This window comes from Flavobacterium xinjiangense (assembly GCF_900142885.1).
In the GTDB taxonomy this organism is placed as follows: Bacteria; Bacteroidota; Bacteroidia; order Flavobacteriales; family Flavobacteriaceae; genus Flavobacterium; species Flavobacterium xinjiangense.
The window spans coordinates 79604-94902 of sequence record NZ_FRCL01000001.1; the positions used below are offsets into that span (position 1 = coordinate 79604).

Genomic DNA, 15299 nt, shown 5'->3' on the forward strand with positions numbered 1-15299 from the left:
TATGAAAAAATCTATTCAATTATTATTAGTCATCAGTTTCTTAACCGCTTTTAGCTGTAAACAAAACAGTGAAACAACGGCTCCAACTACCACAGAAGACGCATCCTCACAAAGTGCTGGACAATCTGCTGTAAAGGACGAATCATCCAGTCCAAACATCGTTCAAACTGCTTCCGGAAGCAAAGATCACACTACTCTTGTAACGGCAGTAAAAGCAGCCGGATTAGTAGATGTTTTAAGTAATGCCGGCCCATTTACCGTTTTTGCACCCACAAATGCCGCTTTTGATAAATTGCCAAAAGGAACAGTTGAAGGATTATTAAAACCAGAGAAAAAAGATGATTTGAAAAACATATTAGAATACCACACTTATGTTGGTGCTTTAAAAACAGAATACATGCAAGACGGCCAAGAATATGAACAAGTGAATGGCGGTAAGGTAAAAATCACCAAAAAAGGAGACAAAGTATATGTAAATGGTTCCGAAATTGTAGCTTCAATCCCAACATCAAATGGAATTATCCATGTAATAAATGATGTATTGCTTCCTAAATAAAATTATTAATTCTTCTTACTAAATTGAAAAAAGCGTGAATCACAGCAGTTCACGCTTTTTTCATAAAGGTATTACTAACCTAATGTTTTATACATCATGGCAGTTGCAATATTCGCCGCTCTTTGCTTAATTTCTTCAGCTTTTTCTCCTGAAAATAATTCATTAACCGTTTCATCAAACAAGGCATTCCAATGCTGAAAATGAGCTTTGGTCATTGCACTTTTTTGATGCAATTCCTTGTGTTTAGCCATAGGATTTCCGACAAAATCACCGGTAGAAAACATAATATTTTCCCAGAAATCATACATTCTAGGCAAATGTTTTTCCCAATTCACATGAGCTACTTCTGTGAAAAAATAACCAATTTCAGTATCGATTTTTATTTTATCATAAAAAGCATTTATGAGCTTCTCGATGTCGGACCTGTTTTTTATATCTGTTTTCATTTGGAGATTTTATCCTTTAAACAATAAACACAAACTGTCCTCGATAGCTTCAACAGAATGGAGAACTGCTACCGGAATATCCTTTTCATCATATAAAAAGAGCTCTTCTTGTTGATTTTGCTCTTTGTAGATCACATTTCCTTTTATCACTACTAATTTAGCGGGAACATCTGTTTTATGTTCTTTGAGTATCATTCCTTTTTTGAAAGCAATAACCATCACTTTGCTGCAAGAGGTGTTCTGTACAACCTGCGCTACCGGATTTACGGCATTTTCTAGTTTTTGAAGAATTTCTTTAAACATTATAAATCTTTGTTTTTAAATTTTATTAATGAAATAAAAAACGGAACAACTACCCAGAAACACAATAGCAGAAATGAAATTAACAATCCCAATGAAGTACCAAAAAAATCCTTAAAAATTGCTCCTGTATACCCCATCATTGCCGATGCGTCAAGCTGTAATAGAATTTGAATTCGGGCTAAATCAATTGGACTTAGCGCCGTAACGGCAACCATTGCTTTTTCTATAGGATAATCTGAAAATTGGAACAACAAAAACAATACAATTCCATCAAAAAGCAAAGCAAAATACAACCAGCTCATTATGGCAATTCCGATTCCTTTTGATTTATCTCTTGTAAGGATAGAACTCAAGAAGGCCAATGCCACAAAAACCAAAGAAATCAAACATCCTACAACCAGCATCATTATCCCAACGGAATCTGGTGCATAAACTAATAGCGGTATTCCTGCCCCGATAAAAAAGGCCAAAACCATTGACAAAGACAATCCCAAGAATAAACTCAACCATATCTTTTTTCGCTTGATGGGCTGGCTCAATAGTAATTCTATAAACTCGGAACTATTGTATAAATAAATTGTCGCAAAAAGGATGGAAACTAGCGGAACGGTAAATAAAATTATATTCAAAATGGTAAGCAATCCTTTGGCAGAATTATCTTCTAACCCAAATGAACTCCATGAAAGTATGCCTAAAATTATAGTGTATGCCAATATAATTTTGTTTTTTAAAATGTCTAAAAAAATAATTCTAATAATTCTATTCATTACTTTGGCTTTTTAGAATTTTGGCAATTGCTTTCGATATTTTTTGTTCCTTGGTCGATTCCAGTAAATCAGCAATCGTTTTATGAAAATGTACTTTCCCGTCTTGCATGAAAATAATTTGCGTAATCATATCATCTAATTCGCTTAAAAGATGGGACGTAATCAAAATGAGTTTTCCCTTTTCTTTCTCTTTAATAATTTTATCTTTCAATATTTCAGATGCCAAAGGATCTAAACCTGCCGTTGGTTCATCTAAAATCAACACCTGAGGATTAAATAAAAAAGCCAATGTAGCGCTCACTTTTTGGGTTGTTCCTCCGGAAAGTGTCCGCATTTGCTTGTCGAATATTTTTTCGAGATCAAAAGCCTTCAATAAATCTTCGTCCAAAGTCTGATTTGAATTTCGAATTTTTTTAATCATTTCGATAATTTGACCAATAGTCATATAATCCGGATAACGTCCTATTTGAGGCATATATCCTATTTGTTCGCGATACAGATACTCTTTTAGGATAGACTTTTGATTGAATAAAACATCGCCTTTAGTCGGTATTACCATTCCTAAAATACTTTTTATCAACGTCGTTTTTCCACAACCATTAGGTCCTATTAGTGCGATGCATTCTCCTTTTTTGAAAGTAAGATCAACATCGCTCAAGACTTCTAATTTTCCAAATTTTTTGTTTAAATTTTTTATTTCAATCATAAAGCTAAAGAATGCATTAAAGGCGAATTATCAATGAAATTATCGGGTGTGATACTGGGCAAAATCTTTTCTGATTTATCTAAAAGTGTGATCATGAAACTTCGAAAAAGCAACATGGCAGAAGGATTATTTTCAGTAAGCACGGCAAATAAACTCAGGGGATGAAATGGGACATCGCCCACTCCATTTTTGTCTAAATCATAACCTTCATATTTATCCCAATAATTATTATTGAATGTATTGAGGACCAAACTTCCGTTAGTACTTATATCAAAAGTATTGCCTAAAAAATTATTGTTTTTTATAACATTATCGGAGCAGCTCGCCAGGATTTTCATTCCCCAACCATTGGCTTCAAAAACGTTTTTTTCCACTTGAATTCGGTTGGTACCTTCCATGTGAATTCCTGATGTATTTTTGCTGAATTTGTTTCCAATAATATAACTGTCTGAGATTTCTTTAAGGAACAATCCGTAAGCGGCATCGCCCCAGTTTTCTTCAAAAAAATTATTGAACATCTTCACATTTTTGGTAAACATCACAGCTACACCGGCACCGTTATTCTTAAAAATATTGGTGATGTACGCATCATCATTCGAAAACATAAAATGCAATCCGTAGCGAATATTTCTGGTTGAAATGTTCCTCCAGATTATAGAATTAGTTACAAATTCAAAATAAATTCCATCCCGATGACCCGAAATAGTGTTGCCGATAATTTGCAGGCTGTCACTTTTCCAACAATGGATTCCATTGCCTAACTGTTGTTCTTCTGTTCCATAAGCCGCAAGTTTATTGTTTTTGATGATACAATGACTTCCGTTTTGAATGTAAATTCCAAAAAAATTATCATCCAAAATATTGTTTTGAATTATTACATTATTCCTGTTGTATACTTTTATACCACAAGGATCTTCTAAGGTAGCATACCCCGATTTTATAACTTTAAAACCATCAACAACGACACTATCTGCTTTAATAGAAAGTACTTCATATTTTTTTTGACCATCTAAAACAGGTAAACCTTGACCAAGAAATACAATTCTTTTATTGATGATTATATTTCCTTCCTGATACAATCCTTTATGAACCATTACCGTATCTCCAACTTTGGCTAAAGCGACGGCTTTTTTAATTGATTTTATAGGCTTGTTGGGTCCCACTTCGATCACGTTGGCATGAAGCAAAGAAGAAAACAATAAACATATATAGAGAACTATTTTCATTATTTCTTGTCGAAAATTGTATTAATAATAATGCATTTATTTTTTCAAAATAGCATCCCAAGTAATGAGTTCGGCGTCTAATTTATTTCCAAATTCCTTAGCATGCTTCTCTGATGAAAAAGCAATAACTCCCCCTCTCATCGGAGTTGTTATTGTCCCTCCTGAAATGAAATGAGCAGTTGGAGCGGGAATTAAAACATTATCCTGAGTAAAATCATGAACGTAATAAGCACTGATTTTTGTGTTTGAATTTTCTTTACAATAATTCATCATACACATAATATCGTCAAATTTATAGGTTCTTCCTTTTTCGGTCAGAACTTCTGCTCCATATTTACCATCGGCAATGCTCATTTTACAAAAATCGCAATTGTCCACATTTAATTTTATCGGAACCGCTTTGGTATTATTCGTACAGGAAAAAAAGGACAGAGACAAAAACAATAAGAGAACTGTTGCTGTTTTATGTTTTTTAAATTTTTGCAAAAGATTGGATTCTTTAACAACAATAATAAACAACAAAAATCCAGAAGCAATCAACAGCCATCCGCCAATATCAGGAATAGAATAAGCCCCAAAATTAAGTAGCTGCTTGTATCCTATTAATGGTGGTTGATAAGACATTCCGGGCACTTGTATCGCCGCATTCGGGTCTAAATTATGTCCGTATTCATAATTCCATCTGTAAAAATCGACAGCTGCTAAGACTCCAAACATAACAAGTGAAACAAATAAAACATAAAGTACTTTTTTCTTTGCAATAATTGCCGTTGCCAAAGCAAAAACAGCAAAAAATATAAATATATAGGGCAACACTGTAAACTCAATAAAATCTTCTTTATGCAGGGTTTTCATTCCTATATAATGGTTTAATCCATTGATAATATCAACATCTCCAGCAATTTTATTGGCATGTAATTTAAGTACTAATCCTTCCGGATATTGCGGTGCGGATAACTCAATTCGCCACATTGGAACAAAAATGGAAGACACCAATAGTACCATCACTAACAAAAGCACGCCTTTTGAAAGTGTTGAAATTTTTGAATTGTTCATGTTTGTAGATTTAAAAAAGGGAACATAATAATTATGTTCCCTTTATTGAAAATTTATAATTACTTGGTGGCAGGTAGGTTAGTTCCCAGACTAAAAGTTAGCGGAACATTGCTTCCTGCAGGAGATACTCTAACATATCCTGACATTTCCTGGTGCAATGCACTACAGAAATCAGTACAATAGAAAGGAGAAATCCCTACTTTTTTAGGTATCCATTTCAAAGTGGTAGTTTCTCCCGGCATGATCAAAAGTTCAGCATTATCAGCGCCTTTTATAGCAAATCCGTGAGGAACATCCCAATCTTGCTCTAAATTAGTAACGTGAAAATAAACCTCATCACCTAATTTTATTCCTTCAATATTATCAGGAGCAAAGTGAGAACGGATAGAAGTCATGTACACATCTACTCTATTTCCTTGTCTAACCACTTTTGATTCTTTCTCTCCTTTGGTTACAAAAGGGTTATTATTTTCTTCAATTTTATAGAACTTCAATTGTCCATTATTTCTGATTAAATCAGCTGGTGCGGCCTGAGCGTAATGTGGCTCTCCAATAGTTGGATAATCCAATAGCAATTTCATTTTATCACCACTAATATCAAACAATTGTGCGCTCTGAGCCAATTCCGGTCCAGTAGGCAAATAACGGTCTTTGGTAATTTTATTGTAAACAATCATGTATTTACCAAACGGTTTTCTACTGTCTCCCCCAGGAATACAAAGGTGACCTGGAGAATAATAAGTTGGTGCACGATCTAAAACCTTTAATGTTTTGATATCCCACTTCACCACTTCTGAAGAAACAAAGAAAGTAGTATACGCATTTCCTCTTCCGTCAAATTCAGTATGCAATGGTCCTAAACCTGGTTTTTTAACTTCACCATGTAAAGCAGCTTCATATTTAATGACTGGAATACCTTCATATTCGCCATCAAATTGTTTGGCAGCAATCGCTTTTTGTATTTTATCAAAACTAAATACAGGAATTAAAGCGGCTAATTTTCCACTACCTACAATATATTCGCCAGTAGGATCAACATCACAGCCATGAGGAGATTTAGGACATGGAATCATGTAACAAATGTCTTTTAACTCTTTTGAATCAAGAACTAAAACTGACGTTCTAATTTCTGATTTTGCGGTATGCGTTTTTTCATCCCATGTATTGTGGGCATATTTCGCAGCTACTTTTTTACCTTTACCTGCTTTGATGTATTCTTCTGCTTTTTTCCAATTCACTGCCATTATAAAATCTTTATCTTTTTGTGAAGCATTAACTTCCAGCAGCGTATTGGCTTGTTCTGTGTTATAACAAGAGAAGAAAAACCAACCATGAGATTTACCTTTTCCGGCATGACTCAAATCAAAGTTTACCCCTGGAGCTTCAATTTGAAAGGCAATATCCATTTCTCCTTTTGCGCCTACTTTTACAAAACTCAAATAGGCTTTGAAATTTTTCTTGTAAGTATTAATAGGAATATCTCCATTGGCATTATCCGGCGGAACGCTAAAACGAGTTCCTGCCACCACATATTCTGTATTTTCCGTAATAAATGGAGAAGAGTGATTTCCTGCACTGTTTGGCAACTCTATAATCTCTGCTGTCTTGAACGTTTTTAAATCAACACGTGCGATTCTTGGAGTATTATTGGCATTGGCAAAAATCCAGCGACCATCAACTTCTCCTTTAGTTTGTGATAATTCCAAATGGTGTTGATCATCCCAAGGCACAAATCCGTTTGAAGTATTCAACATCGGTTTTGTTTCCTCACTGTATCCATAACCACTTTGGGGATCTACGGAAAAAATAGGAATGACTCTTAATAAACGAGCGCTTGGTAACGCATAAATACTCATTTGGCCACTAAATCCTCCCGAAACAAAATTATAAAACTCATCATATTTACCAGGTGCAACATATACTTTTTGTGCAGCATCCCCGCTTACGGCATCACTGGAATCTTTGGGCTTGCAAGAACTAAAAAATGCGGTTACTAAAACAATTGCAAAAGTTACTTTTACTAATTTATTTTTACTCATAATTTATTTTATATAATTAAAATTATTGGCTAAAAGCTATTTAACGCCATCATTTTTACGCATAAACTCCAATAAGTTTCTCGCATCTTTATCTGCAAGGGCTTGATTTGGCATACGAACTAAACAAATTTCCAACTGAGCCTGAAGTTTTGGATCTTTATCAATCATTGGGTCAGGATTGGTGATGAAATTCATAATCCATTCTGGTTTATGACGAGAAGTAACCCCTTTCCAACCTGGTCCAACTAATTTTTCATCCGTCATTTTGTGACAAGAAGAACATTTTACGGATTGGATTTTTTCTCCTTCAGCAGCCATAGCCACGTCCAGTTTATCACCTAAATCAACCGTAGAAAATTTGCCAAGACCTCTATTCGGGTCATATGTGGCAGCATCCGGAGCCGCTTCAGGAGCTGCTGGCATTCCTTCATCAGATGAAGTTGTCGTTGTCGCATTGTCCTCGGATTTGGTTTTTTTATCGCCACATGAAGTTAGCATTACAAATGCAACTAGAAAAAAAGATAATTTGTACATAAGATTAGTTTTAAAATTTCTTTAACAAATTTCCAATTATATTACCGTACTGATTATGACTTCAATCATACTTATATACGTTTCTTTTTCTTTTTCTATTGCAAATAACCAAATGACAAATTTTTGTTAACAGTTAAACCTTAGTCAACTATCCGCATCTTATGACTATAACTTAAAAATAATAGAAATGAAAAAATTAATTATTGCTGCTTTATTAGTTGTTGGGATGACAAGCTTTGCTCAAAACAAAAAAGAGATGGGAACAAGACACGACAGAGCTGAGATGGAAAAATTTACTCCAGAACAACGAAATCAATTAATGTTGAAAAAAATGACATTAGAATTAGATTTGAATGCTTCACAACAGAAAGAAATGGCTAAAGTCATTGCTGAAAATAGTGCAAAAAGAGAAGCAAGAATGAAAGAAATGAAAGCCAACAAAGATTCTAATACAAAACCCACTTCTGATGAAATGTTTGCAAGAAAAAACAGAATGCTGGATGAACAAATTGCTATGAAAGAAAGAATGAGAAAAATTCTTAATCCAGAACAATTTAAAAAATGGGAAGACATGAAAGGGAAAAGACATCACGGAATGAAAAAAAGAATGATGCACCATAATGACGGAAAACCAGTAAATATGGATGACAAAAAATAATCCATTTACTTGAAATACTTCATCTTATTTCATAAAAAAAGACCCAAATTCGGGTCTTTTTTTTCGTTTAAAATGTTTTAGAAACTTTGTCTACCGCTTGAATGGTAAAATCTAAGTCTTCATAGGATAATGCATCCGTTATGAACCAAGTTTCGTATGCCGATGGCGCTATATAAATTCCTTCCTGCAATAACCCGTGGAAGAATTTTTTGAAGGTTTCATTATCCCCTTTCGCTGCCGATTGAAAATCAACTACAGGAGCAGCATCAAAATGAACCGAAACCATAGAACCTATTCTATTGATCGTAAAAACAACACTGTTAGCTTTCAATACTTTTTCCATTCCCGCAGCCAAATAAGCGGTCTTTTCTTCCAATCTTTGAAAAATGGCACGGTCCCCATCTAATGCTTGTAACATTGCCAATCCTGCAGCCATGGCCAAAGGATTTCCTGACAAAGTTCCTGCTTGGTAAACTGGTCCTAATGGCGCCAGATAATTCATAATTTCTTCACGGGCAGCAAATGCTCCTACCGGCAAGCCTCCTCCTATTACTTTTCCGAAACAAACAATATCCGCGTTGACATTAAATAATTCCTGAACACCTCCAGCAGCAAGTCTGAAACCGGTCATTACCTCATCAAAAATCAATAGAATTCCATTATCAGTACAAAGCTGACGCAAGCCTTCCAAGAAACCTTTGTTTGGCGGAATACAACCCATATTTCCTGCAACAGGCTCTACAATAATTGCGGCAATTTCGTTTTTATTGGCTTCAATCAATGTCGCAACATTATCTAGATCATTGTATTTTGCCAATAAGGTATCTTTTGCGGTACCAGCGGTAACTCCAGGACTATTTGGTGATCCGAAAGTAATTGCTCCACTTCCCGCCTGAATCAGGAAAGAATCAGAATGTCCGTGATAGCAACCGGCAAATTTTATTATTTTATCTTTTTTGGTAAATCCACGAGCCAGCCTGACGGCACTCATACAAGCTTCAGTACCAGAATTTACAAATCGTATCTTATCAATATTTGGAACCATCGAAACGGCTAAAGCAGCAATTTGCGTTTCTAATTCGGTGGGCATCCCAAACGAAGTTCCTAATTTGGCTTTTTCAATTACGGCTTGCACCACCGGTTCATAAGCATGTCCTAAAATCATTGGCCCCCATGAATTGATATAATCGATTAAACGATTTCCATCTTCATCATACAAATAAGCACCTTTAGCACTTTTGACAAAAATCGGGGTTCCACCAACTGCTTTAAAGGCTCTTACGGGTGAATTTACTCCTCCTGGAATTACTTTTTCTGCGTCAGCAAAAAGCTGACTACTTCTTGTATATAACATTTTAAAATTTGGATTTTATATTTGGATTTTGATACCGATTGAAGTGAAACTAGAATATTCTTCAACTAAATTTTCAACTGTTGCCCAACCGAAAGGGTATTGGCTACCAGATTATTTTTTTCTTTTAGCTCATTAATTCCTAAATTGAATTTTTTGGAAATAGAATATAACGTATCTCCCTTTTGAACTTGGTAAAAAGATACTTCACGAGTTGTATTTTTTATCGTCTCCATGGGAATTTTTCCGGTCAATTGCTTTTCTAATAGTATATTCTCATTCCCTAAGACCTGATCATCGTATTGATTTAAATTATAACGTTCGATGTAAGAAATCAATTTATTAGGATATTTTGGGTCTGTAGCATAACCCGCTGTTCTTAATCCTCTTGCCCATCCTTTGTAATCTCCTTTTGACAAAGCAAATAAATTAGAATATCTTCCTCTGGTAGTTAAAAACAATGCATGATCTTTGAAAGATTCCGAAACATTATCATATTTCCTAAAGCATTCCTGAGCCGAATCATCATCGTGTTTTATCGTTTCTCCGGTCCAGTCTTCATGGCATTTTATTCCAAAATGATTATTGGCGTTTACCGCTAAATCTCCTCTCCCGGCCCCTGATTCCAGAATACCCTGTGCCAATACAATACTTGCAGGAATGCCGTAAGTCCTCATGTTATCCATGGCGACATTCTTAAATTGAGCCACATAATTAACTACAACATCACTACTGACAACTGTTTGTGAAGTTGAAACTATTACTTCCGTTACTTGATTAGGATATTCTTGTTTGCGTGAATTTGTTACAACCGGTTTTTTCACAGGTGGCTTTGCGACTAGCGGTTTAGTAACGATTGCATTTGTGATAATTGGCTTTTTAGCAGTACGAACTAATTCCGTTTTTGGCTTTGAAGGAATTTTCTTCGTCGTTATAATAACATGCTTGGTGGCATTACAGCCAACCAAAGTCAGTATTACTATAATCAGTATATATTTTTTAAACATTGATATCTATTATTGGTAATTGTTTATTCCTTAATTTCATATTCATTCCCTGAATTCCTTGTATGCCACCGGTGTGAATAAGTAAAATTTTCGATTTTGGGGGAAAATAGTTCTTGTGTATTAAATCTATAACGCCAAAAACCATCTTTCCAGTATAAATGGGATCCAAAGGAATGCTATTTTCTGCATAAAACTGGTTAATAAATGCGATTAACTCAATATTAACTTTCCCATATCCACCAAAGTGATAATCAGTCACTAAATCCCAATTATTATTTTTTACAATATTACGAATTTCCTCTTTTAAAAAATCCCCTTTTAACGCTGGAAATCCCAAAACTTTTTGATGTGGAAAAATACTGTTTATAATTCCGCAAATAGTCCCGCCTGTTCCCACTGAACAGCCTATAAAGTCAAATGCGCAATCTTCCTCAGTCAAAATTTCTTCGCAGCCTTTGATTGCCAACTCGTTAGTTCCTCCTTCAGGAATATGATAAAAATCGCCGAATTTTTCTTTTAATTTATTTAAAAATGAAATTTCTTGCTTCAAACGGTAGGTTTCTCTGCTGACAAATTCGAATTGCATTCCGCAGTTTTCGGCAAATTGCAAGGTTGGATTTTCGGAAATTTTACCTCGTAGTTCGTCACCTCTAATAACACCAATGGTTTTAAATCCTTTCTCCTTTCCAGCAAAAGCTACTGCCGCAATATGATTAGAATAGGCTCCGCCAAAAGTGAGCAGCGTTTCTTGCTGTTCCTCTTTTGCCTGAAGCAAATTATACTTTAACTTTCTAAACTTATTTCCAGAAACAAAAGGATGAAGCAAATCTTCCCGTTTGACATGTATGGTGATTCCGTTTGGAAATTGCATTGTTAACTGTTGATTCAAACCCAAAAATTTTTTGGACAAAGGTAAAATTTATAAATAATAAAAGTGCAACCTTAACAGATTGCACTTCAGTTTTAAGTTTTAATATAAATTTAGTTTTTGATGATAATCTTTTTTCCTACTTCGATTTTGTCTTTTGTTGCAAGCTTAACGATATAAATACCGTCACTTAAGCCCGAAGTAGGGAATTTATACGAGGCATCTGTACCTAAATCTTTTTTGCTGAAAATTATTTTCCCAGCTACATCATACAAACTGCAAGTAGCAAGATCCATTAATAATGAATTACTGATTGTCAGGCTTTTTTCGGTGTTATTTTGATAAACTACAAAGTTTTGAATTGCTTTTTCTTCTAAACCTAACGAAGCTTTATTCTTAAAAGTAATTTCATATTGTTTATTATTAACTCCCGAAGGCAAAGTCAACTCGTGAAAACTATTCTTGATATCATAAAATAAATCTTTAACCTTGTCATGTATGTAAACGTTTGAAGCACCAGTAAAATTTAAAATTTCTTTAACCGTAATCTTATAATTCGCTTCTCCGGTATTTCTAAAACCAATTGGAATACTTTTATCAATATCAAATTTTAAAGCATTAATCACAAATTCTGAATCCTCTAAAACAAAATATACATCCGCTGCCGAATCATCACTTGAAGACATGGCGTCCATCGCACGATCTACACCATCTGTAGCTTCGGGAATAAATGCCAAAGCTAATTGACGAACTCCTTCATTGTTTAACAAAGTATTAAAACGAATTTGAGGTGTAGGAGCAATACTTACTTTTGAATAATCATATCCAGAAACAGATTGAATTGGAGACATATACCCCGAAGTATTCTTCGTTTTATATTGATTTGAATTTTTTTCAAATTGAGAATAATTAGTCGCACCTTCCTTAACAAAAACTCGGTAACTATTCTTCATTTCTACGGTTCCGATAGCGTTTCCATCAATTAGAAATCCTTGGCCAATAGGACAAAAACGTCTTTCATAAGTTCCTCCTGTTCCCGTTGCTGTTCCCTCATTTCCTGAACCATCATAAGAATAAAAAGTCGCAGGAACATAAAGTCCGTTGCTACCTGGAGCACCTGGAGAAAAAGCGCCATAGCCTCCTTTATAATCTGCGATATAATGTGAATTTACCGTTTTATCCTGTTCCCAAAAATAAGCTATACCGGTACTATTTGTCGCTCCAACTAAAAAAGCGGATAAGTCAATAGCTGAAGGGTATGGATTCCCCGTTAGGGTAAATTGCTCAATGCCAACAGGGATAGATATTGTTCCATCATTTGGTTTTCCTCTAAAATCGTAGCGTTGCGCACTACCAGGATTATTTTGAACTCCATTTACGGTAATTAAATTAGTTCCAGACGTTCCTTTCATGGTAAATCCTTCTCCGGCATTCAAGTTTGAGGAAGAACCCACTTGAACCCAATCCGCATATCCTCCAGTGGCTACTAATTTATTAATCCAGTAAGGAGCTATCGCAAATGGACTAGCTGTTCCATTATAATTATTCATGGCTAAAGGAGTAGAAGTCGCACTATTAGTCAAATCAACAATATCTCTAAGTTGCGTAATCCCAAAAGGGGCATTCCCTGCACTAGCCAGATTTCCACCTACTGGCGAACACCAGTAATTAAATTGAAAATTATTAGTACTTCCCTCTTGAAAAACGGACAAATTCCCCAACCCTTTATTGGCTCCGGCCGCAGCGGTACCCTGAAGTAACTGCGCATCTTTTCTTAAATAAAAATTACTGGACGCCGCATTTAACTCTACCTCTTGTTTTACAAACACCACTTCGTTGTTTACAAATACATTTGTATTTGGACTTACAAACAGTTGGGCATTGGCGTAGCTCTGAAATAAAAACCCAGCAATGAACAGGGATAATCGATTAAGTATTTTTGAGCTCATAGACAGGTATATTTAAATAATTAAAACTCTCTCATGCTTAGCTGTAATCTTACCTGTTTGAGAAATAAATCTAAAATATCAAGATTTACTTTTTTATTATTTAAGTTTTCCAATTTATGGTACTTTTTTAGATATCTAAAAACGAACGGCTTATCCTCAATTCTTTTTATTTAGCAGTACGTACACAAGGAATGGAAAAATAATTTTAGGTAAAATTTACAAATAGGCTATATTTTATGTTAAAGTTACGACAAAAGTAGTATTACAAGAGGCAATAAACACGTTAAAGGGTTAAAAAAATCGATGAAATACACTTTTTAAAATATATTATATGTTTTTTCTTATAATTAAAATCAACTAAAAAGAGATAAAAAAAAGCTAAAAATTGAGCTTCAGATTTTACATATGAAAAAAGGAAAAAATTTAGGTCAAGAATTAAGATTACAAACAATTGATGTTCATTATCGTTTGAGATTTACATGATATAATGATGACAATTTTAAGTATAAAGTTGTTTGTAAGTAATGGCTGAAATTTAATGTCCTATTTTAATAAAAGCACTAAATTACTTTGCCACAGATTTCACAGATTAACACAGATTAATTCGTCATGTAACTTTAAAAATCTTTTTAATCCTTCTAATCTGTGGCAAGAACTCTTTTCAATAATTGCACCAATATATCTTTCTTGCCACTTATTTAGAATTTACTGCAAAAGGATTTAAAAAAAACAGGACGGTCAGATTTATGTGACAAGCTAAATCTTATGAATAAAATTTAACTGTTTTGTCATTTCGACAACGGAGACCCGAACAAAGCGAACGGACGAAGTAAATCACATAACGATAGCATTAATGAGATTTGTCCGTTGTCGAAATGACAAACTTAAATACATTGGTATTAGTTACGGACAGTCACAAAGTAGTGTCACAAAAAATGAATCTAGTCAATATTACGGCTAAAAAACATAACTATTTTAGTAGAATCGCCACTATTCATAAGACTGACTTTGCGACTCTGCGTCTTTGCGAGATTTCTTTAGCGGTAACCTTTGCGAAAAGTACAACAGTATTTTCAAAATAAATGGAAAAAAATTCTATCAACATCAATTGCAACCGGCTAAAAAAAATTCACTTTTGTAGGACCAAATAATTTAAAAATCGCAAAAAAGAACGGTGTTTTAAATAATCTAAATTCAATTCATTAGCGTAGGCTTCCCGTTCAAAACTGATGTTTCTATATGCTAAATCAGCGTTTTTATACTGAAATAATCGAACCAAATACTCTAGCAAATACCAAATAAAAAAAGGAAGCACCAATAATTCCAGCTGCTGCCGAAGGTGAATTTTTTCATGATTTATAAAGACTAAATTTTTCTTATCGCCTTTATATTTTATAAACACAAAGGGAAACGCCGCTAATCCGCGATAGCCTTTCGGGATTAAATATTTAGTGATAATTAGAAACATACTATTGTTACGATTTACTTAAAAAAAAAAAGAAAAATAGGAAAAAAATTTGAATTTTTATTAGGTAGCAATTCATTTTTTTGAAGTGCTTACCATTTTACTTTAAGTAAAAATTCACATAATAAAACATCCACTTTTACACCTCGATGCAGATGCTAAACTAATTCCTACAATTAGCGTGTAAGTATCTGAAAACTAAACTATATCTAGCGTTTTTTAGAAAGGAAAAATGTTACAAATCAAACAAATTTGCAAAATTTATAACGTTTTATAAAATATTTTAAAAAAAAACCGACTAACTCCCTAAAAACCAGATGAAATGCACAAAAATAATCAACAAGACATTAGTACTTTCCTGTTAAAAA

General features: G+C 34.2%; 15 protein-coding genes. 2 read left to right on the forward strand and 13 right to left on the reverse strand.

Translation table 11 applies throughout. The features are described 5' to 3' along the window. Nucleotide 1: 1 nt before the first annotated feature. Entirely contained in the window at nucleotides 2-556 is a 555-nt protein-coding gene (locus BUC23_RS00355; protein ID WP_073203627.1) for a fasciclin domain-containing protein, read from the forward strand. Between the two features lie 74 nt (nucleotides 557-630). On the opposite strand, the gene BUC23_RS00360 is transcribed toward BUC23_RS00355, so the two are convergent. From BUC23_RS00360 to BUC23_RS00395, 8 genes are read right to left on the reverse strand one after another with little or no spacing between them, the layout of a single operon-like run. Further along, complete coding sequence (locus tag BUC23_RS00360) at nucleotides 631-1002, reverse strand: group III truncated hemoglobin (RefSeq protein WP_073203630.1); 372 nt, start codon at nucleotides 1000-1002, stop codon at nucleotides 631-633. A gap of 9 nt (nucleotides 1003-1011) precedes the next feature. Next, the gene (locus BUC23_RS00365) at nucleotides 1012-1305 is read right to left on the reverse strand and encodes a cupin domain-containing protein (RefSeq protein WP_073203633.1); all 294 of its coding nucleotides are present in this window, start codon (nucleotides 1303-1305) and stop codon (nucleotides 1012-1014) included. Beyond that, a complete protein-coding gene (locus BUC23_RS00370; RefSeq protein WP_073203636.1) occupies nucleotides 1305-2072 on the reverse strand; it encodes an ABC transporter permease subunit in 768 nt (255 codons plus the stop codon). The genes BUC23_RS00365 and BUC23_RS00370 overlap by 1 nt, the downstream gene beginning before the upstream one ends. After that, entirely contained in the window at nucleotides 2065-2778 is a 714-nt protein-coding gene (locus BUC23_RS00375) for an ABC transporter ATP-binding protein (RefSeq protein WP_073203640.1), read from the reverse strand. The genes BUC23_RS00370 and BUC23_RS00375 overlap by 8 nt, the downstream gene beginning before the upstream one ends. Next, a complete protein-coding gene (locus BUC23_RS00380; RefSeq protein ID WP_073203645.1) occupies nucleotides 2775-4004 on the reverse strand; it encodes a nitrous oxide reductase family maturation protein NosD in 1230 nt (409 codons plus the stop codon). Before BUC23_RS00380 ends, BUC23_RS00375 begins: the two co-directional genes overlap by 4 nt. Before the next feature lie 36 nt (nucleotides 4005-4040). Beyond that, nucleotides 4041-5060: a nitrous oxide reductase accessory protein NosL gene (locus BUC23_RS00385; RefSeq protein ID WP_073203649.1), complete on the reverse strand. Its 1020-nt coding sequence runs from the start codon at nucleotides 5058-5060 to the stop codon at nucleotides 4041-4043. Between the two features lie 59 nt (nucleotides 5061-5119). After that, nucleotides 5120-7099 (reverse strand): Sec-dependent nitrous-oxide reductase, encoded by a 1980-nt coding sequence (gene nosZ / locus BUC23_RS00390; RefSeq protein ID WP_073203652.1) that lies wholly within the window; start codon nucleotides 7097-7099, stop codon nucleotides 5120-5122. A 36-nt stretch (nucleotides 7100-7135) separates the two neighbouring features. Then, entirely contained in the window at nucleotides 7136-7633 is a 498-nt protein-coding gene (locus BUC23_RS00395; protein ID WP_073203655.1) for a c-type cytochrome, read from the reverse strand. 187 nt (nucleotides 7634-7820) lie between these two features. Between BUC23_RS00395 and BUC23_RS00400 the strand changes: the two genes are divergently transcribed. Next, entirely contained in the window at nucleotides 7821-8291 is a 471-nt protein-coding gene (locus BUC23_RS00400) for a hypothetical protein (RefSeq protein WP_073203659.1), read from the forward strand. 67 nt (nucleotides 8292-8358) lie between these two features. Here BUC23_RS00400 and hemL read toward each other — a convergent pair whose 3' ends face one another. From hemL to BUC23_RS17640, 5 genes are all read right to left on the reverse strand, one after another. After that, nucleotides 8359-9645, reverse strand: coding sequence for a glutamate-1-semialdehyde 2,1-aminomutase (hemL, locus tag BUC23_RS00405; protein WP_073203662.1), 1287 nt, complete (start codon nucleotides 9643-9645; stop codon nucleotides 8359-8361). A gap of 65 nt (nucleotides 9646-9710) precedes the next feature. Then, the gene (locus BUC23_RS00410; protein ID WP_073203666.1) at nucleotides 9711-10649 is read right to left on the reverse strand and encodes a glucosaminidase domain-containing protein; all 939 of its coding nucleotides are present in this window, start codon (nucleotides 10647-10649) and stop codon (nucleotides 9711-9713) included. Next, nucleotides 10642-11520 (reverse strand): 1-aminocyclopropane-1-carboxylate deaminase/D-cysteine desulfhydrase, encoded by an 879-nt coding sequence (locus tag BUC23_RS00415; protein WP_073204758.1) that lies wholly within the window; start codon nucleotides 11518-11520, stop codon nucleotides 10642-10644. The genes BUC23_RS00410 and BUC23_RS00415 overlap by 8 nt, the downstream gene beginning before the upstream one ends. A 110-nt stretch (nucleotides 11521-11630) precedes the next feature. Next, a complete protein-coding gene (locus BUC23_RS00420) occupies nucleotides 11631-13466 on the reverse strand; it encodes a T9SS type A sorting domain-containing protein (protein WP_073203669.1) in 1836 nt (611 codons plus the stop codon). Between the two features lie 1129 nt (nucleotides 13467-14595). Beyond that, on the reverse strand, nucleotides 14596-14934 hold the full coding sequence (locus tag BUC23_RS17640; RefSeq protein WP_073203672.1) for a hypothetical protein: 339 nt from the start codon (nucleotides 14932-14934) through the stop codon (nucleotides 14596-14598). Between the last annotated feature and the right edge of the window lie 365 nt (nucleotides 14935-15299).

Bases quoted from the DNA above. Each gene is read 5' to 3' on its own strand.
- BUC23_RS00355 (WP_073203627.1), top strand. From the start codon at position 2: ATGAAAAAATCTATTCAATTATTATTAGTCATCAGTTTCTTAACCGCT.
- BUC23_RS00360 (WP_073203630.1), bottom strand. From the start codon at position 1,002: ATGAAAACAGATATAAAAAACAGGTCCGACATCGAGAAGCTCATAAAT.
- BUC23_RS00365 (WP_073203633.1), bottom strand. From the start codon at position 1,305: ATGTTTAAAGAAATTCTTCAAAAACTAGAAAATGCCGTAAATCCGGTA.
- BUC23_RS00370 (WP_073203636.1), bottom strand. From the start codon at position 2,072: ATGAATAGAATTATTAGAATTATTTTTTTAGACATTTTAAAAAACAAA.
- BUC23_RS00375 (WP_073203640.1), bottom strand. From the start codon at position 2,778: ATGATTGAAATAAAAAATTTAAACAAAAAATTTGGAAAATTAGAAGTC.
- BUC23_RS00380 (WP_073203645.1), bottom strand. From the start codon at position 4,004: ATGAAAATAGTTCTCTATATATGTTTATTGTTTTCTTCTTTGCTTCAT.
- BUC23_RS00385 (WP_073203649.1), bottom strand. From the start codon at position 5,060: ATGAACAATTCAAAAATTTCAACACTTTCAAAAGGCGTGCTTTTGTTA.
- nosZ (WP_073203652.1), bottom strand. From the start codon at position 7,099: ATGAGTAAAAATAAATTAGTAAAAGTAACTTTTGCAATTGTTTTAGTA.
- BUC23_RS00395 (WP_073203655.1), bottom strand. From the start codon at position 7,633: ATGTACAAATTATCTTTTTTTCTAGTTGCATTTGTAATGCTAACTTCA.
- BUC23_RS00400 (WP_073203659.1), top strand. From the start codon at position 7,821: ATGAAAAAATTAATTATTGCTGCTTTATTAGTTGTTGGGATGACAAGC.
- hemL (WP_073203662.1), bottom strand. From the start codon at position 9,645: ATGTTATATACAAGAAGTAGTCAGCTTTTTGCTGACGCAGAAAAAGTA.
- BUC23_RS00410 (WP_073203666.1), bottom strand. From the start codon at position 10,649: ATGTTTAAAAAATATATACTGATTATAGTAATACTGACTTTGGTTGGC.
- BUC23_RS00415 (WP_073204758.1), bottom strand. From the start codon at position 11,520: ATGCAATTTCCAAACGGAATCACCATACATGTCAAACGGGAAGATTTG.
- BUC23_RS00420 (WP_073203669.1), bottom strand. From the start codon at position 13,466: ATGAGCTCAAAAATACTTAATCGATTATCCCTGTTCATTGCTGGGTTT.
- BUC23_RS17640 (WP_073203672.1), bottom strand. From the start codon at position 14,934: ATGTTTCTAATTATCACTAAATATTTAATCCCGAAAGGCTATCGCGGA.